An 18980-nucleotide genomic window follows, 5' to 3' on the forward strand; every position below is an offset into this window, starting at 1 on the left:
ATGAAAACGGTATGGATCCACCTATTGCTCATTTTGCTTCTGTTCGGATGTGCGCAAACCGGGCAGAAAACATCAATAACAGTTCATAGTGACAACTCGCAAGCTCAAGCAGCCGATCCGCAGCAAGCGATGCTGGAGCAGGCCAGGTCTTTCAGACAATCGCATCCTGAACTGTTTGGCGAAGCCAAAGGTGTTCTGGTCACAGATGTTGTACCCGGCAGCCAAGGTGAAAAAGTGGGATTAAAATCGGGAGATATCCTGCTGACCTATGACAATACGTTTTTGAATTCACGCGAACACCTCTTTGAACTTACCGGAACGAAGGATGAAAACGAGGCGGTAACATTATCTTATCAGCGCAATCGTGAACTGCACAATTCTGTTCTTAAGGGCGGCCGAATCGGTGTACACATTCTTTCCTTAATCCCTAATGAAGCAGAATTATCGACGCAACAAATGCAGTTTCTACTTGAAAAAGGGAATGAGGCCCATCATCAATCTCGCTTCAATGAAGCTTTGCAACAGTTTAAGCAAGGGCTGGAAATGGCGAGTACTAAGAAGCTAAAAGCTGAACAATCTTATTTCCAGGACGGCATGGGCGTAGTGTATAAAAGTCTGGGCCAATACCCGCAAGCGTTGGATTACCATCAGCAGGCATTGGTAATTAGGAATGAAATCGGTGACCGACGTGGCGAATCGGGAAGCCTGAACAACATGGGCAATGTGTATGTAATGCTGGGCCAATATACGAAGGCGCTGGAATATCATCAACAGGCATTGGTAATTAGGATTGAAATCGGTGACCGACATGGCGAAGCGGGAAGCCTGAACAATATGGGCAATGTGTATGAAATTCTGGGCCAATACAATAAGGCGCTGGATTATTTTCAACGGTCATTAATAATTAAGCGTGAGATCGGTGACCGCAATGGTGAAGCGAATAGCTTGATTGGCTTGGGCGCTGTGTATGAAATTCTGAGTCAATATCCCCAGGCGCTGGATTATTTTCAGCAGTCATTGGTAATAAAACGTGAAATCGGTGACCGCCATGGTGAAGCGGGAAGCCTGAACAACTTAGGCCTCTGGTATTACAATCAGGGCCAATACCCGCTAGCGCTGGATTATTTTCAGCAGGCATTGGTAATTAGGAATGAAATCGGTGACCGACATGGCGAAGCGGGAAGCCTGAACAACTTAGGCCTCTTGTTTGAAACTCTGGGACAAAGCCCGCAGGCATTGGATTATCATCAGCAGGCAATGTTAATTAGGAGTGAAATTGGTGACCGCAATGGCGAAGCGACTAGCCTGAACAACTTGGGTAGTGTGTATTATCATCTGGGTCAATATCCGCAGGCACTTGATCATTATAAGCATTCATTGAACATTTACCGTGAAATTGGTGACCGCAATGGCGAAGCAAGTAATCTGATTGGATTGGGCAATGTGTATGACAGTCTGGGCCAATACCCGCAGGGGCTGGATCATTATAAGCAGTCATTGTACCTATATCGTGAAATAGGTAACCGCAATGGCGAAGCAAATAGCCTGAACGGCTTGGGCACTGTGTATAAAAATCTTGGCCAATATCAGCAGGCACTGGATGCCTACCGTCAGGCAATGAATATCCTCACGCATATCACAACGGTGCCGGAATCACTTTGGCGTATTTGGTATGGCATTGCAAGCGCTTCCTATCAACTTGATCAGATTCACGCGGCTATAATGGCAGCTAAGCAGGCCGTGAATGCTTTGCAAGGGTTGCGTACAGGTAATTTAACATTGCAGCAAAATCTGCAACTTAGCTTTCTGGTAGATAAAACATTTGTTTATCACGGTCTGGCAAAGATGTTGATTGAACAAGGCCGTCTCTCCGAAGCCGAACAAGTCATGGCCATGCTGAAGGAAGAGGAATATTTTGATTTTATCCAGCGCGATGGCAAGGACGACATGCGTACGATTCAGGTGGGTTATACGCAGGTTGAAAGCGGTATCGTCAAGCAGATCGAGCAATTCAGCAATCAATTAGTTTCCCTGGGTAAGGAATATGACAATCTTGAGAAATTAAGCCAGATTGACGAACAAGCCAAAATTCGTTTGGCTGAGATCGAAAAAGAACTGGAGCAAGCGCAGGGTGTCTTTCTCAATTTATTATCCAGCTTGGAAGGATATTTCAAACAGGTGGGCGGTGATAAAGCGGTAGAATTTGGCGAGCGTCAGCTAGCTCAACTGGAGCGGCAACAGGATTTGCTGCGCAGACATCAATCCGTGATCATCACGACCGTGGCAACCATAGATAAATTGCATCTGATATTGACAACACCCGAAGTGCAGTTGGCAAGGGAATCCGCTATTACAGAAAAAGATCTGAATGATCTCGTCAAACGTTTCCGCAATGCATTAAAACATCCCGGCAGCAATCCGGTACCACTGGCGCAGGAATTGTATGACCATCTAGTGAAACCATTGGAAAAGGACCTGCAGCAAACTCAGGCCAAAACTCTGATGTGGTCACTGGACGGTGTCTTACGTTATATACCGCTGGCAACCCTTCATGACGGCCAGCAATTCCTGATCGAGAAATATAATCTAAGTCTCTATACTGCTGCTGCGCATAATAATCTGCACGAAAACAATGTCAGTGCCTGGCGTGCTGCGGGTTTGGGCGTGAGCCAGGCGCATCCGGGATTTGAAGCGTTACCAGGTGTTCCCACTGAGCTCAGAAATATTATCCGCCAAAATGACAATGATCCATTAGGTGTTTTGCCAGGGGAGATTCACCTGGACAAGGCATTTAATCGCGAGTCGTTTAAATCAGTCATTCGAGCCGGTTTTCCGGTATTGCATATCGCCAGTCACTTTAAATTGCAACCAGGCGATGGCAGTTTGTCGACGCTGCTACTGGGCGATGGCGATCAGTTGAGTCTGGATGAATTCCGGCGGCAGGCGGCTTTCAAGCTGCATGGCGTCGATCTGTTGACATTGTCTGCCTGTGACACAGCGGTTGGCGATAAAGGCACGGGTGGTGAAGTCGAGAGCTTTGCTGTGATGGCGCAATTGCGAGGAGCAAATGGTGTGCTGGCCAGTCTGTGGCGGGTGGAAGATGAAAGCACGGGGTTGTTGATGAAACGCCTCTACCGGTTGCGCAGTGAAAACATGCAAATAAGCAAAGCCGAAGCGCTACGTCAGGCGCAAATTGCAATGCTCAAAGGCGACTTAAAGGCCAAGGAAGGCGGACATGATTTTCGCCACCCGTATTTCTGGGCACCCTTTGTGATGATGGGTAACTGGTTATAACTCCACACTGAATCCTTAAAAAAAGAAAATCATCATGAAGTGGTTGATCAAGCTGACTATGTTACGCTATATCTTTGTATATATGCTTGGCGGTTTTGTCAGACTGTTTCATGCTACGAAAGGATGGATTGCAGTTAGATTCCATCCCGTGCATAGACGGTGGCAGCAAATGCCTAAATTCCGGAAGCATTTCATCAGTAATTTTGTCGTGGGTGTCGCTATTGCCGTTGGTTTGCATGTTGCACATCATACCCATTGGATTTCACAAGCGGAAAATTGGGCGATGGATAGTATGATGTTCATTAACCAGAATACGCCCAGAATGGCGCAGATTCCGAATAAATCAAGACCACTGGAATTTACCTTTCTGGATATCGATGAAGACACTTACCGCACCTGGGAGGAACCCTTTCATATTCCACGCGATAAGCTTGAACATTTGATTTCATATGCAGCCAAAGGAGGTGCCCAAGCGATTGTGCTGGACGTAGAACTGGCTAAACCTTCAGCTAATGATACATCGTTGATTACTTTTCTCCAGCAATACAAAGCAGAATATCCACCCCTGTTCCTGTTGCGCGGCTTTTATCCCGAGTCCAAATTCACCGGTCAAAAAGACTATTATTTTCGCTCCTCGTTTCTGGATAGCCATGAACTCGGCAAGAATATACACTGGGTGCAGCCATTATTTAGAGCCAGCGCCTCTGATCAGGTTGTCCGCTACTGGCACCTGGTTGCAATAGGTTGCCTGGACGGGCTGCCTGCCATTGCCCCCGCTTTTCAACTGTTGATCGATGTTTATTTAAGTGCTCCGGAAGAATTCAAGCAGGTTATCGCGCAACTGGAAAAACAATTGCCGGATTCTTGCGATGCCATCGAAGAAACAGAGCAACACCTCAAGGGTGAATTGTATTATGCGGACAAACGAATCAAACTTGATGCCAATGAGCACCAGCGCATAGGTGAACGCATCATCTATACTTTGCCATGGCAAAAAACAACAACGGATGAGTTTTGGCAACGTCCTGTGTACAAAATTACCGAGGCCACAAGAATTCCATCAAATGACCTGGTGCAAAACCGCATTGTCATCATTGGCGCCAGTTACAGCGACAGCCGTGATTTGTATCAAACGCCGCTTGGAGAAATGCCGGGAGCAATGATTATTCTCAATGCAATCAAATCGCTGCATTTGTATGGCCAGATTGCACCGCCGCATAGTGTTATCAAGTGGGTTTTAGAACTGGGATTAATTATCCTGATGAGTTGGGCTTTTGCGCGTTATAACAGTATGAAAGGAACATTGGTAACGGGCACTGTCATCATCATTATTCTGTTACCGCTCAGTTTCTATTTTTTTAAATACGGTCTGTGGATCGATTTTGCGGTTCCTTTGCTTGGAATGCAATTTCATCAATTCATTGCGCAATATGAAGAAAATATCGCGATCCGCAATCGATTGAACAACTCGGGAAAACATTGATACAGAGATGGTAAAATGATTAAAAACAACAGATTGTATTGCGATCAATTCAGACAAAAACTGATTCAATCGCTGCTGGTTCTACTGGTGAGTATATTCATACCGCAAACACTCTGGGCGGCATTCTGGATTGATGATTTTACCGGCGAGCCCGAAGAATACCGCTTGGTGCGGCAAGGAAGTGAATTAACAATCGAAACGCAAATGTTGTTGCGCACAGGCGATGAACTTCGCGTACTCAGCGAAACCGGTGAAATCCATCTGGAACAGAACGATCCTGAAAATAACAAGCAATTCATCCTCACACAAAAAAAAGGCGTATTCAGAGTGCCAGAGTCAAGTACGCCACCTGATTTTATTGAAAACATGATCGCGCTCGGTGAAAAATGGTTTGAGAAAGTATCAGAAGAAAAAAAATCGACTCGGTCATTAACATCACGCGGTGGTGCGCCGGTTCTGATTTTGGGTGCTTCCGATCATAAAAATTACCTCATAGCGGGATTGGATGCCCTGACAGTCTACTGGAGCGGTGGAGAGCCACCCTACCGCGTTCGATTGCTCGACAAAAACGACAATATCATCACCGAACAAATTAATATTCAGCATAATCACATAACACTTACAGACATCACGTTTCCGGTTGGAAATTATGGGCTTGAAGTTCTCGGTGACAGTTCGTCTTCGTATATTGCACTGACTGTCGTGCAATCTGACAAAGTACCCGCGCTTTATCATAAAATTCATGCCAGCCATGTGCCGGAAAAAGTTAAACAACGTTACGCTACATTGGCACTCGCGAGTGAACCAAAATGGTTGTTTCAGTCGTTGCAATGGGCGCATCGGTATGGTTTGCGGGATTTCAGGCAGGGTATTCTGATGGGGCACGTCCCTGAATCAATTAGTAAATAGCCCACCTCATAAAGCAGTAGTGGAAAATAACGTTTATTTTCTGGAAAAACAGAAGACGGCTGGATACGGAATATGCCGGAAATTGAACAAATCAAATAGCAATCGAGCAAAGTGAAAAATGAACCCAAATTTGATTTGCATCTTGCTTTTAGTGTTCCTGTGCGGGATCGTTCAAGCAGAGTCAGAAATTCTTGATGCAGGCAATAACGGCAATGCACAGGTCGAGGCTGCCGATCCTCAGCAAGCCATGCTGGAGCAGGCCAGATCTTTCAGACAATCTCATCATGAACTGTTTGGCGAAGCCAAAGGTGTTCTGGTTACAGATGTTGTACCCGGTGGTCAGGGGGAAAGAGCAGGATTAAAATCGGGAGATATCCTGCTGACATATGACAATACGTTTCTGGATTCATACGAACACCTCATTGAACTTACTGGAACGAAGGCTGAAAACGAGGTGGTAACATTAACTTATCTTCGCAATCGTGAACTGCACAATGCAGTTCTTAAGGGTGACCGAATCGGTGTACAGATTGTTTCCTTAATCCCAAGCCAAGCCGAATTATCGACGCAACAAATGCAGTTTCTGCGCAAAAGGGGGAATGAGGCCTATCGTCAATCTCACTTCAAAGAAGCTCTGCAACAGTATCAGCAAGGATTGGAAATCGCCAGTACTCAGAAGCAAAACGATTGGCAATCTATGTTCCAAAGCAACCTGGGCATTGTGTATGAAAGTCTGGGTCAATACCCACAGGCGCTGGATTATCATCAGCAGTCACTGGCAATTAGGCGTAAACTCGGTGACCGCAATGGCGAAGCAAATAACCTGATTGGCCTTGGCAATGTGTATGCGAGTCTGGGTCAATACCCGCAAGCGCTGGATTATCATCAGCAGTCATTGACAATCAAGCGTGAGCTCGGTAACCGCAATGGCGAAGCGAATAGCCTGAGCAATCTGGGACTTGTGTATCAAAATCTGGGCCAATACCCGCAGGCGCTGGATTATCATCAGCAGTCATTGGCCATTGACCGTAAACTCGGTGACCACAATGGCGAAGCGGGTAACCTGGGTAACCTGGGCAATGTGTATGAAAGGCTGGGCCAATACCCGCAGGCGCTGGATTATCATCAGCAGTCACTGGCAATTAGGCGTAAAATCGGTGACCGCAATGGCGAAGCGGATACCTTGAACAATCTGGGCAATGTGTATCAAAGTCTGGGCCAATACCCGCAAGCGCTGGATCATTATCAGCAGTCATTGGCAATTAAGCGTGAGCTCGGTGACCGCAATGGCGAAGCAAATAACCTGATTGGCCTTGGCAATGTGTATGCGAGTCTGGGTCAATACCCGCAAGCGCTGGATCATTATCAGCAGTCATTGGCAATCAAGCGTGAGCTCGGTGACCGCAATGGCGAAGCGAATAGCTTGAATAACCTGGGCATTGTGTATAAAAGTCTGGGTCAATACCCGCAAGCGCTGGATCATTATCAGCAGTCATTGGCAATCAAGCGTGAGCTCGGTGACCGCAATGGCGAAGCGAATAGCTTGAATAACCTGGGCATTGTGTATAAAAGTCTGGGCCAATATCCGCAGGCACTGAATTATCATCAGCAGTCACTGGCAATTAGGCGTAAAATCGGTGAGCGCAATGGCGAAGCGGATACCTTGAACAATCTGGGCAATGTGTACACTAGTCTGGACCAATATCCGCAGGCGCTGGATTATTATCGGCAGTCATTGACAATTGTGCGTGAACTCGGTGACCGCAATGGCGAAGCGAGTAGCTTGAACAATCTGGGTCGTGTGTACACTAGCCTGAGCCAATATCTGCAGGCCCTAGATTATTATCAGCAGTCATTGGCTATTACTGAGCAACTGCTAGGAGAAAGCCATCCAGATACCGCCGTGGTTTTACTCAATTACGCAAAACTACAGCGCGCCCTTGATCAAACAACACGCGCCATTTTTTACGGTAAGCGGGCCATCAATGTTTTGCAGGCCAGCCGGGAATCCAACCGGCAACTGAGTGATGAACTACGCAAAAGCTTTCTTAAAAGCAAGGAATCGAGCTATCGCACCGTTGCCGACTGGCTATTAGAAGCAGGGCGTCTGGCCGAAGCTGAACAAGTGCTGGCCATGCTGAAAGAGGAAGAACACTATCAGTATCTACGCCGCAATCAGTCTGCAGCCAAAATGCTGAATACGCGCACGATCTGTACCCGTTGGGAAGAAGAGCACTGTCAACATTATCAGCAGCTCAGCAACGATCTGCGTGAAGTAGGTATGGTATGGCAAGAAACCGAAAAACAAGTGCGTGCAGGCGTGGAAGTTGAACAGAAGCGGCTGAACGAATTGCAGCAACGGCTTAAAATACGCAAAATGGCTTTTGGGCAAGGTTTGATGCAGATCAACACCTCTTTGAGCGCATGGCAAGGCAATCCGGAGTACAAGCTTCATGTGGAAAAGGATATTTTGCAGCGGTCTAACCGTCTGCGCCGCAGTTTAAAAGAACTGGGGCATGGCGCTGTATCATTGCATTACCTTTTGATGGACGACGGGGTCAGAATCATTCTGACTACGCCGGATAAACAGTTAACACGCAACAGCGAGATCAAACTCGCAACATTGCGGCGTAAAGTCGGCGCGATGCGCCAGGCTCTTTTAAGGCAGCAGGAACAGGTCGATAACAAAGCGCTTAGTGAAGAACTCTATGCGCTGCTGATCTCCCCGGTAGCGGATGAATTGGCTGCCGCCAATGCGCAAACATTGATGGTCTCGCTGGACGGCATATTGCGCTACCTGCCGTTTGCCGCTTTATTTGATGGCCAACAGTTTCTGATCGAGCGCTATGCGATTAACTTTCAGACACTGGCTGCACGCACCGATCTGAATATTCGTCCGCAACCGAATTGGCAAATTTCAGGCTTTGGCGTCAGTCAGGCAGCTGATGTTGTCGACCCTGTCACCCTAAAACCTATCAATTTTGTTTCTTTGCCATTTGTGGCTACTGAGCTGAAGACCCTTATCCGTCAGAACGAGAAGGAAGCAGGCTTGTTACCGGGAGAAATTTATCTCGATGAGGCGTTCAGTAAACAAAAACTGACTCAAGTTCTGACGCGCGAGCAACCGAGCCCGGTTATTCATATCGGCAGCCATTTTGAACTGCGCCCCGGCGATAACAGCCGTTCGTTTCTGTTACTCGGTCAAAATACTATTTTGACCATGGCCGAAGTGTACGATGAAAATCTTGATTTCTCCGGCGCTGATCTGGTTACGTTATCGGCTTGCGATACCGCAATGGGTGAAGACAACGCACTATCCAACGGCGCCGAAATCGAAAGCTTCGGCGTATTAGTACAGGAACTGGGGGCCAAGTCAGTCATGGCGACTTTATGGCCGGTGATTGATGAGAGCACCAGCTTTTTTATGAAAAGCTTTTATCAACTCCGCGAGCAAAACAAACTCACCAAAGCAGAAGCCCTGCGTCAAGCACAACTTTCAATGATTACCAGCGGCGATAAATTCTCCCAGCCCTATTACTGGGCACCGTTTGTGTTGATGGGTAATTGGTTGTGAAATATCAACAAGGCGGCGCGATTCCATGGATAATATTCTGGCGTTCTTGAATGATATTTTATCCCCGGGTTTCATTTTATGCGACTTGGGACGGAAGCTCGTTAAGAACTAGCAGATTGAGGAGCGTGCTCAATATCTCGTTGGTTACGGCCGAGTGTTGATTATTAGTTGTGGAGTTGGAGTTGCCCCCTTTGAACGGACACATTATGTTCTGTTTAAAGGAGAAGAAATATGACACAAAACTACAAACCTGCTTACCCACCTGAGTTTCGTCAGCAGATGGTGGAATTGGTAGCATTAGGCAAATGCCCCAAGCAATTATCCAAGGAATTTGGATGCCACTACACTTCGATACAAACCTGGTGTCGAGCAGCAGGTGTACCAATTAGATCAAGCCAGGCAATTGCTTTCGCTGCGACATCGAGTGTTGCTTCCTTGAGTGCCAACGAACGGCAGGAACTGCTGGAATTGCGTAAGAAGCTCAAGCGTGTGGAGATGGAGCGTGACATATTGGCAAAGGCTACGGCCTGGTTTGCAAACAACAAGGATTGATGGGGAAGGTGTACCAATTAATCAAGGCAAACCGGGCCCAATTTCCGGCTCGTGTTCTATGCGAGACACTCGGTGTATCGCACAGCGGTTACTATGACTGGGCAAAACGCACACCCAGCCGACGGGCCATTACCAACTGTCGATTGATCGAGCAGATCATGGCCATATACCGTACCAGCGATTGTACGTATGGCCGCCCCCGCATTACCGTTGAATTAGCCGATCGTGGAGTCAGGGTCAATCATAAGCGCGTAGGCAGATTGATGCGTGAAGCTGGAATTAAAGGGGTGAGTCGCAGGCGAGGCTTTGTGATCACGACTCATCGGAATAAGCGTGACCGCCCTGCACCGGATTTAGTGCAACGCCATTTCAAGGCAGCTAGCATCAATCAACTATGGGTTGCGGACATGACTTACATTCCTACCTGGGCAGGGTTCCTGTACCTGGCCGTGGTCATCGATGTATTCAGCCGTAAGGTAGTGGGCTGGTCTTTCGGTGAAACCATGACAGCAAGCCTGGTGATCAGTGCGTTGAACATGGCGTTAATCACTCGTAAACCGGGCAAAGTGATTCACCATAGCGATAGTAAGAATACTTGCACCAGATTTCAATAATGATTTGACTCAATTATTGAATGAGTAATTATTGGAATTCTGGTACCGTAAGAATTGCCAAGTTTCCTGACTCTCAGAGCGATAGACCGTCAATAGTGTCATTCCCTGGATCTGTCGGTTATTTGGCAATATCTATCGGTGAGGTTTCACCTCGCCATTGTCTGTGACCCAAGAAGGGCCTGATCGCTTATCTCATTACTGTCTTGTCCCGGCAATCGGTTTCGGTGAATCCCTATCAATAACATCATTCAAAAATAGGGAGCTGAGAATGGATGACAATCATCATGGCATAGTTGGAGGAGTTGATACCCACAAAGACATACATTTCGCAGCCGTAGTCGATACTTACGATCGAGTGCTTGCCAGTAATTCTTTCTCCACAACACGGCAAGGATACAAATCAATGCTGATGAATTGGATGCAATCTTTTGGTGAGGTCAAGCGCATTGGAATAGAATGCACTGGGACTTATGGTGCGGGTTTGCTAAGGTATCTGCAGCAGTTTGACGTCGAAATTTTAGAAGTTACCTCACCTGATAAAATGGATCGACGCAGACGCGGCAAGAACGATACAATCGATGCGGAAAATGCGGCCCATGCTGCATTTGCTGGAATACGAACCGTCACACCTAAAACACGAGATGGCATGGTGGAGTCGTTACGAGTTCTAAAGGTATGTAGGAAGACTGCCATTGCAGCTAGACGTATCGCACTCCAAATGATCCAAATGAATATTATTTCCGCACCAGAGTCGATTCGGGAACCGCTCCGTGCACTGACTCGCATGCAATTAATCCGTACTCTTGTCACTTGGCGGCCAGATCTGGGCGGGTATCGTAATATATCAACTGCATACAAAATCGCATTGAAATCTCTTGCACGGCGATATCTGGAATTGCATGATGAGATTGCGGATCGGGATGTCATGATCTCAGCCATAGTTGATGAACTTGCTCCCGATCTGATTGCAGGTAAAGCCATTGGTTATGAGTCTGCTGCACAATTACTCATTACCGCGGGAGACAATCCGGATCGATTAAAATCCGAAGCTAGCTTTGCCGCATTATGCGGTGTAAATCCAATTCCTGCTTCCTCGGGCAAGGTCAATAGACACAGATTGAATCGCGGCGGTGACAGAGCCGCTAATAGTGCACTGCATATTATCGCTATTGGACGACTGAGGACGGACAATAAAACTAAAGAGTACGTTGATAAAAGTTTGACACAAGGGCATACGAAACTTGAGGCGCTGCGGTGCCTTAAACGCTATATTGCGCGAGAAGTTTATTACATTCTGAAAAAACGCAACAATCTTATCAATAGTATCCAAATTGCTGCTTGACATTTAGAAGGGCATCCAGGGCAGTCAATACACCAGTGTTGAATTCGGCAAGCGATGCAGGGAAATGGGTGTGCATCCCTCCATGGGAAGTGTGGGTGATGCTTATGACAATGCAATGGTTGAAAGCTTTTTTGCCAGCCTGGAATGTGAATTGATCGATAGGCGCTCCTGGAAAAATAAAACTGAAGCAAGGCTGGCCATATTCACCTGGATCGAGTCATGGTACAACCCAACTCGCAGGCATTCCGGCCTGGGATACTTATCACCAAACAATTTTGAGAGAAAACTGAATGAGAAAAATAAAATCGCGATAAACTGCAATCCGCTTTCACAGGTCGAGACTCTCTCGACTCCATGAAAAAAATGTCCGCCAAAAGGGGACAACTCCAGAATTGATTGTTCATGCAGGTTTTTTTCTCAATAACTCTTGTGGCGCTATTGCTGATGAAATTTGATCAGCGAGATATTCTCCAGCAATAATGTATTCTGGCGTTGCGCGCAAAATCCTCGGGGATCATCTTGGTGCTGATATCTTCGATGATAAGATCGCTTAATGCTTCCTGGTCCAATTTGAAACGGCGGAAATTGGTCGAGAAATATAAGGTTCCTTTGGGTGCCAGTAGGGCCGCGGTATTACGGATCAGTGGTATATGATCTTTCTGGATATCGAAGATCTCATCCATTTTTTTGGAATTGGAAAAGGTAGGGGGATCGAGAAAGATCAGGTCAAATTGTTGTTTATGTTTTGCTTGCGCTTGTTGCGCCAGCCACTCCGAGCAATTGGCCCGAATCAGTTGGTGTTCGTCGCTGATACCATTGAGATGAAAATTGCGCCTGGCCCAATCCAGATAAGTATTGGACATATCCACCGTGAGACTCGATATCGCACCGCCGATTACTGCATGTACGGTAGCACTGCCGGTGTAAGCGAATAAATTCAAGAAACGTTTACCTTTGGCTTGTTGTTGAATCAGTAAGCGCATTGCGCGGTGATCAAGAAACAGGCCGGTGTCCAGATAGTCCTCAAAATTCACCCAAAACTTGCATCCACCTTCTTCAATCACATGAAAGCGGCGGGAATCTCCCTGTTTTTCATATTGATCGGTGTTTTTCTGTTTGCGGCGAATTTTCAAGAACACTTGTTCGGCAGGAATTTCCAGCACTTTGGGTATTTCCGCCAGCACTCCGGCCAGCCGCTGATTGGCTTTGGCGGGGTCGACAGATCGGGGAGATTCATATTCCTGAACATTGACCCAGATTCTCTCGCCTTGATAAATATCCACAGCCACCGCATATTCGGGGAGATCAGCATCGTACAGGCGATAACAATGGACTTGATTTTGTTTGGCCCACTTGGTCAGTTTTTTCAGGTTCTTATGTAATCGGTTGGCGAACATTTCCGCTCGACTGTCGGGTTGCCCGGCCTGGGCGCGGCGATGGATAAATTCGATGCGTTCCTGCTGGGATTTGGCTTTCGGTTCAAAAAAAGCTTTTTCCTCAATGGTCAAGCGCAACAACTTGCATTCCAGTGCGCCATTAAAAAGCGTGATCGGTTTGTGCGAACGTATGCCCAATCGGAAGCCCAGCTCCGGATTGCCAATAATGATTGCGGCTTGCCAACCGGTAAAGCGTTGTTTCAATACTTCGCCAAATTCTCGGTATAACATTCCGGCTTGTTCTTCATCGCCAAGACGTTCACCATACGGTGGGTTGCAAACAATCAATCCATGAGGCCAACTTGTCGCGGCAGATGCATCGATGATATTCCGTTTTTCAATGTGGATCTTGCCGGATAATCCTGCGTTTTCAATATGCCGCAACGCGGCATTGACGCTATCACGATCCTGGTCAAAACCAACCATCACCGGCAATTTGGCTAAACCTATCTCACGGCGCTGCCGGGCTTGTTCTAGAATGTTCTGCCACAGTGCAGCATCGTGCTGCTTCCAGCCTAGAAAGCCGTAATAATCGCGCTGCAAGCCCGGTGCGATATCACCCGCGATCAACGCACCTTCCACCAAAAGAGTTCCCGAACCGCACATCGGATCGAGCAGTGAACCTCCTTGCCGGGCGAATTCCGGCCAACCTGCGCGCAGCAGAATGGCCGCAGCAAGATTCTCCTTGAGGGGTGCTGCAATAGTGATGTCGCGATAACCACGCATATGCGAGCTTTCACCGGATAAATCCAAGCTCAACTGTGCGATTTCGTTATGCAGATACACATTGACACGAATGCTGGGGTGTGCGGTATCGACATTGGGTCGGCTGCCAAACTTGCCACGCATTTGATCGACGATGGCATCTTTGACTTTCAGTGCGCCAAAGTGCGTGTTATCGATTGCCGGATTATTTTTGCTGCTGAACGATACCGCTAAACTGTCGTCAGGACCTAAATGTTCGGACCAGTCGATGCGTTGGATGCCCTCGTAAAGATCCTGTTGGGAATTCACTTCAAAACTGTTAAGTAATAACAAAACGCGGCTGGCGGTGCGTAGCCATAGACAAGCTTTATATGCCATGGCCAGATCGCCCTGAAAAGCCACACCAGCCAATTTTTGATGTACATCGTGTCCACCCAGAGCGCTGATTTCATTTGCGAGAATACCTTCCATCGCTTTGGGCGTGGTGGCGAAGAGCTGATATTGCGTCATAGTTTGTGACTGACTGTGGAATAACCGCGTAGGATACTTGAATGTGCAGTAGTCGCGCATTTTTTTATTTAACTGCGGCTGGATTCATTCAGTATTGATTGGATTCCTGCAGTTTGGCGAATCATTCGATAATGCGAGGGCTTGGTATTTGTTATTGCCTGCCTCTGAAAGGAGATCGAATTTCTTTTTAAACATCGCCGTGATAATCTCTATCATGCAATGTACGTACAGTTGCTTGTGGATCCGCTTAAACTTCCTCAATCTCTGAGTCGAAAAGGAGCAAAAATGGATCGATTGGGACTTCCAATTGTCTTGCTGGCAGCCTTGTGGGGTGCAGTGAATACGACACTGAGTTTTTTTCAAACCATTAATGCACGGCGCGACTTGATATTTGAACTGATCGATGAGTGTGGATACTGTGCCGGGAAGACACTCGGCCCGATAGAAATCTATTTAACCAATCTTCTCCCGCTTACTATTGGAAATATCATTTTTCTTAGTTTGATTAGCTATGTGATCCTCTCAATTCCACGCCACATGAGGATAGAAAATAAGGAGGAAGCTGAGCATTTAAGAATAGCTTGCCGGATTATTGCGATATTGCCTATTTTCGGAGCCATTTCTTTTGCTGCTGGCGGCCTATTCGATATGGTGATGTTAATGCGGTCTCTTAATTAATGAAAAATTCTCGTATAAGCGTTTTTGTTTTTGCCTTTCTGGGTATGATTTTCGGTCTTGGCGGCTGTGCCGTCATGGACAAGGATATTCCGGGTTGGTCGCAATATCGTTATCCGGAACAGGCGGGTGAATTGCGATTGGCATCTAAAAGCCTGGGTAAAGGGAATCCGGTGCTTCTGATTCACGGTTTTGGCGCCAGCAGTTATAGCTGGCGGCATATTGTTGAACCCCTGGCGCAGAAATACCGGGTAATCACCATTGATCTGAAAGGCTTTGGCGAATCGCCCAAACCGCGCGATAACGCTTATTCCGTTTATGACCAGGCGCGATTAGTAAGGAATTTCGTCCTTGAAAACAACCTGAAGAACCTTCACATTATCGGGCATTCTTACGGTGGCGGAGTAGCCTTGGCTGCATCGATCTATTTATCATCTTCACATCCGAATCTGCAGCGCAGCCTGGTGTTGATAGACAGTATTGCATATCCGCAAGAACTGCCTGGTTTTGTGAGAATGCTGGCTACTCCGGTACTGGGGCCGCTGGTGATCCATGCTATTCCAAATTCTGTTCAGGTGAAAAGCTTGCTGAAGAAAGTGTATTTTAATGATGCTGCTATTCCGCAGGGCACCATTGATCACTATGCAGACAATCTCGCCAAGCCCAATGCAAAGTACGCAACACTCGCTACCGTGCGGCAAATGCTGCCGGCAGATTTACAGCAATTCTCAGAAAACTATTCGAGTTTGCTGCTTCCTGCCTTAATCATATGGAGCAGGGATGATGAAATTGTGCCTCTGGCCATTGGTGAGCGTCTGCATGAGAATTTGCCCAATTCGAAGCTGATTATCTTTAACGATGTTGGGCATGCTGTGCAGGAGGAAGCGCCATCAAGGTTATTACCTTATTTACAGCAATTTCTGGATGCACAAACGCGTCATGTTTCATCCAGATTATAGGAGTACCTCTCGCGGCAACGGACTCATACTATTGTCCGTCATTCAGTGAAAACTCCCTGTTTCATCTGAGGATTGTCGAGTCAGTTTTTACTTGGGGTGCGTGTTTTTCCGCGCACTTAAATTTTTCTTGACATTCTGAGTCGTCCACAATTTCAGTAAGATACAATTGCTATCATAAATAACTTCATGCCAATCTGATAAACTTATCATAACTATATGATAAATTTTATATAATTAAAGTGTTAACTTATTAATCAATTCAAGAAAAACCTTTAGAAATATTTAAGTTAGCCAACTAAATAAAGTGTTATTCACAAAGTTATCCACAGAAATTGTGAGTAATAGATGAAACTCTCTGAGAAGTAAGGCAATAACGCGAGAAAAAGCGATTGTAGTTAAACTTGTGTACCGCTAAGAAGTAAGTTTTTCGATATGGCGGGATTCATTCAGGCTTGATCGCTATAAAAAAGGGAAATTTGCGGTGGAGAATATTTGTTGATTGATTTCCTTCAGTAAGTATTGGTGGATTCAATTTCGAAGTGCAACACCTAACGGTGATTTGGTGTAGCGTACCGTCTTCCCGAAGAATATCTCAAACGGAGTTCTGAATACAAGTACTTTGCGTGGTCGATGGTTGAGTCTATCCACCGCCCATTGCACTTGTTCTTGGGTAACCTCAATCAACTCCATTACCTTGGGGAAATACTGACGCAGTAACCCGTTGCTGTTCTCGTTCAAGCCACGCTCCCATGAACGGTAGGGGTGAGCGAAATAAACATCCGCATTGAGTTTCGCCGAGATGGTTTCATGCTCCGCAAACTCTTTTCCGTTGTCGAATGTCATGGTGTAGCACTTGTCTTTATGGGGACGCAGCAGCCGCGTTATCGCCGCCGTCACACCCGATGCCTGTTTGCCGGGTACTTGGGCTGCCAGTATGTAGCGCGACTTCCGTTCAGCCAATGTGACCAATGCGCCTCGATGGTTCTTTGTCGATCACGGTGCCGCCTTCCCAGTCGCCTATGTGGCTCTTCTGATCGACAATCCCCGGGCGTTCGTTAATCCCGATCCGGTTCTTGATCGTACCCCGGCGTTCTTGACCACCGGCGTAACGTTTTCTGTGTGGTTTCTGGCAGCGTAAGTGTTGCCACAGGTCGCCACCACGGCGTTTGTCTTCATAAATGTACACGTAGATCGTCTCATGGCTGATTCTCAACCCGCATTCCAGTACAAGTCGGCAAGATGCTTGTTCCGGGCTCATGTCCAACCAAATCAGTCGTTCAACTTCCGTCCATTCCAGCAATGAGTGACGCTGTACTGAGGTATGCTGATTTTCAAGGAATCCGAAGTTTCATAAAATGAGAACATGAAATGGAGGATGGAGATGGAATTACCCCGCGCACAATATAGCCAGGAATTTAGGGAGCAATCAGTTAAGTTTTTTAAAGAAAGTGGGTTAACTTTGGTTGAGGCAGCAAAACGGCTTTCTTTACCGGAAAGCACATTAAAGAATTGGGTTTATGCTGACAAACGAGGAGAACTTGCATTGGTAGGTAAGCATCAGAAGCCTCTGACTGAAGTTGAATTAGAGCTGTCCAGAGTTAAACGAGAATTAGCAGAAGTGAAGATGGAGCGTGACTTTATAAAAAAGTGTGTTGGAGATTCAACCGGTCATTGCAACACTGCTGAAATTTTCTGTGATGGCGATAAAAAATTCAACGTTTTTCTAGGTCGATCATTTAACTCTTCTGCCATCATGTCGAGTTGCTCCTGTGAATAAACGGATAGATCGGTCTTCTTAGGCATATATTGACGGAGTAGTTTATTAGTATTCTCATTGGTTCCTTTTTGCCAAGGTGACTTAGGATCACAGAAATAGACTTTGATATCGGTATCAATAGTGAACAGTTTGTGCTGCGCCAATTCCATCCCTCGATCCCAGGTCAACGATTTTTTCAGTTGCTGGGGCAGCTCAATGACTTTCTGGGTGATAGCACTAACCACAGCATGAGTATCGTTCCCGGTTAATTTAACCAGCAACGTATAGCGGGAGCTTCGTTCGACTAAGGTTGCGATATACGACTTTTGGGTGTCGCAGATTAAATCGCCTTCCCAGTGTCCCGGGATGATTCGATCGTTCACCTCTTGCGGCCGATCATGGATGGATACTGCATCAATAATGCCGCCCCGGGCATTTCCTTTGGTATTGAAGTGCCTGGATTGACGCATCACCCGTTGCGTCCGCAACTGCCGGAGCAGCTCTTTTTTTAAAGCACCGCGCGATTGAATAAACAGCGTTTTATAGATGGTTTCGTGTGAAATATGCATAGCCGATGCTTCAGGATAAGTTTGTTTCAACCAACCCGCCACTTGTTCTGGCGACCACTGGCTAGCCAGTTTATCCGATACGATAGCGCGTAAGTTGGCGTCGTCATTAGGCTTACAGGTCTTTGGCCGTTTGGCTTTCACCCAGGCGCGTCTATCGGCTGCTACGGCACGGTATTTCGATAGTCCGCCATTGCGGTTGATTTCTCGGGAAACCGTTGACGTGGCCCTGTTGAGATTTCTGGCAATCGCCCTAAAGGATAAATTAGCCGATAGGCCTCGTGATATTTCCTCACGCTCTAGTAATGACAAGTCCCTGACCGAACGTTTGGGTGGCGATGGCTTTATTCCACCGGATTTTTGTAAGTAGCAAAATACCGAACCGGCATGTTTATTCAATTGCCGGCCGATTTCACTCAACGATTTACCTTGTGACCATAGCTGCCACATGGTTTCCTGTTGATGATACGTAAAACTTCGTTTTGAGGGTTGATAATTCATGAGCTCACTCCAAAATGTAAACTATACAATTTAAAAGATTCCTGCACAACCTTGCCTGGCAGTGCAATAACCAACTAAAATAGAGGGGGTTAAAAGACAGCTGG

At 46.7% G+C, this 18980-nt stretch carries 10 protein-coding genes and 4 pseudogenes; 11 read left to right on the plus strand and 3 right to left on the minus strand.

Annotation, left to right across the window (positions count from 1 at the left end; translation table 11 throughout):
- The 8 genes and pseudogenes from ATY38_RS11570 to ATY38_RS11605 form a co-directional block, all read left to right on the plus strand.
- A complete protein-coding gene (locus ATY38_RS11570) occupies nt 1-3294 on the plus strand; it encodes a tetratricopeptide repeat protein (RefSeq protein WP_062559439.1) in 3294 nt (1097 codons plus the stop codon).
- A 34-nt stretch (nt 3295-3328) separates the two neighbouring features.
- Nucleotides 3329-4777, plus strand: a complete 1449-nt coding sequence (locus ATY38_RS11575) for a CHASE2 domain-containing protein (RefSeq protein ID WP_062559440.1) — start codon at nt 3329-3331, stop codon at nt 4775-4777.
- A gap of 15 nt (nt 4778-4792) precedes the next feature.
- On the plus strand, nt 4793-5686 hold the full coding sequence (locus tag ATY38_RS11580; protein ID WP_062559441.1) for a hypothetical protein: 894 nt from the start codon (nt 4793-4795) through the stop codon (nt 5684-5686).
- Nucleotides 5687-5804: 118 nt separating this feature from the next.
- On the plus strand, nt 5805-9260 hold the full coding sequence (locus ATY38_RS11585) for a tetratricopeptide repeat protein (protein ID WP_062559442.1): 3456 nt from the start codon (nt 5805-5807) through the stop codon (nt 9258-9260).
- Between the two features lie 231 nt (nt 9261-9491).
- Nucleotides 9492-9812 (plus strand): transposase, encoded by a 321-nt coding sequence (locus ATY38_RS11590; RefSeq protein ID WP_062558874.1) that lies wholly within the window; start codon nt 9492-9494, stop codon nt 9810-9812.
- Nucleotides 9812-10426: an IS3 family transposase gene (locus tag ATY38_RS11595; RefSeq protein WP_062558875.1), complete on the plus strand. Its 615-nt coding sequence runs from the start codon at nt 9812-9814 to the stop codon at nt 10424-10426. The genes ATY38_RS11590 and ATY38_RS11595 overlap by 1 nt, the downstream gene beginning before the upstream one ends.
- 268 nt (nt 10427-10694) lie before the next feature.
- Entirely contained in the window at nt 10695-11768 is a 1074-nt protein-coding gene (locus ATY38_RS11600; protein WP_062559443.1) for an IS110 family RNA-guided transposase, read from the plus strand.
- A gap of 16 nt (nt 11769-11784) precedes the next feature.
- Nucleotides 11785-12126: pseudogene (locus ATY38_RS11605) on the plus strand (transposase); the annotation flags it as partial.
- 97 nt (nt 12127-12223) lie between these two features.
- On the opposite strand, the gene rlmKL reads toward ATY38_RS11605, so the two are convergent.
- Complete coding sequence (gene rlmKL, locus ATY38_RS11610; protein WP_062559444.1) at nt 12224-14419, minus strand: bifunctional 23S rRNA (guanine(2069)-N(7))-methyltransferase RlmK/23S rRNA (guanine(2445)-N(2))-methyltransferase RlmL; 2196 nt, start codon at nt 14417-14419, stop codon at nt 12224-12226.
- 285 nt (nt 14420-14704) lie between these two features.
- On the opposite strand from rlmKL, the gene ATY38_RS11615 reads away from it, so the two are divergent.
- Complete coding sequence (locus ATY38_RS11615; protein WP_062559445.1) at nt 14705-15097, plus strand: hypothetical protein; 393 nt, start codon at nt 14705-14707, stop codon at nt 15095-15097.
- Nucleotides 15097-16053 carry an alpha/beta fold hydrolase gene (locus tag ATY38_RS11620; RefSeq protein WP_062559446.1) on the plus strand — a complete coding sequence of 319 codons (957 nt, stop codon included), beginning with the start codon at nt 15097-15099 and terminating at the stop codon, nt 16051-16053. The genes ATY38_RS11615 and ATY38_RS11620 overlap by 1 nt, the downstream gene beginning before the upstream one ends.
- A 528-nt stretch (nt 16054-16581) precedes the next feature.
- Here ATY38_RS11620 and ATY38_RS17180 read toward each other — a convergent pair.
- A pseudogene (locus ATY38_RS17180) lies at nt 16582-17371 on the minus strand (IS30 family transposase); the annotation flags it as partial.
- 63 nt (nt 17372-17434) lie between these two features.
- On the opposite strand from ATY38_RS17180, the pseudogene ATY38_RS17090 reads away from it, so the two are divergent.
- Nucleotides 17435-17656 (plus strand): annotated as a pseudogene (locus ATY38_RS17090) (transposase); the annotation flags it as partial.
- 57 nt (nt 17657-17713) lie between these two features.
- Here ATY38_RS17090 and ATY38_RS11635 read toward each other — a convergent pair.
- A pseudogene (locus ATY38_RS11635) lies at nt 17714-18876 on the minus strand (IS30 family transposase).
- Nucleotides 18877-18980: the final 104 nt, after the last annotated feature.

It is taken from the genome of Nitrosomonas ureae (assembly GCF_001455205.1).
In the GTDB taxonomy this organism is placed as follows: Bacteria; Pseudomonadota; Gammaproteobacteria; order Burkholderiales; family Nitrosomonadaceae; genus Nitrosomonas; species Nitrosomonas ureae.

What these genes read in the sequence shown, in the direction of transcription:
- ATY38_RS11600 (WP_062559443.1), top strand. Translation starts at nt 10,695, where the DNA reads ATGGATGACAATCATCATGGCATAGTTGGAGGAGTTGATACCCACAAA.
- ATY38_RS11590 (WP_062558874.1), top strand. Translation starts at nt 9,492, where the DNA reads ATGACACAAAACTACAAACCTGCTTACCCACCTGAGTTTCGTCAGCAG.
- ATY38_RS11615 (WP_062559445.1), top strand. Translation starts at nt 14,705, where the DNA reads ATGGATCGATTGGGACTTCCAATTGTCTTGCTGGCAGCCTTGTGGGGT.
- ATY38_RS11580 (WP_062559441.1), top strand. Translation starts at nt 4,793, where the DNA reads ATGATTAAAAACAACAGATTGTATTGCGATCAATTCAGACAAAAACTG.
- ATY38_RS11570 (WP_062559439.1), top strand. Translation starts at nt 1, where the DNA reads ATGAAAACGGTATGGATCCACCTATTGCTCATTTTGCTTCTGTTCGGA.
- ATY38_RS11585 (WP_062559442.1), top strand. Translation starts at nt 5,805, where the DNA reads ATGAACCCAAATTTGATTTGCATCTTGCTTTTAGTGTTCCTGTGCGGG.
- ATY38_RS11620 (WP_062559446.1), top strand. Translation starts at nt 15,097, where the DNA reads ATGAAAAATTCTCGTATAAGCGTTTTTGTTTTTGCCTTTCTGGGTATG.
- ATY38_RS11595 (WP_062558875.1), top strand. Translation starts at nt 9,812, where the DNA reads ATGGGGAAGGTGTACCAATTAATCAAGGCAAACCGGGCCCAATTTCCG.
- rlmKL (WP_062559444.1), bottom strand. Translation starts at nt 14,419, where the DNA reads ATGACGCAATATCAGCTCTTCGCCACCACGCCCAAAGCGATGGAAGGT.
- ATY38_RS11575 (WP_062559440.1), top strand. Translation starts at nt 3,329, where the DNA reads ATGAAGTGGTTGATCAAGCTGACTATGTTACGCTATATCTTTGTATAT.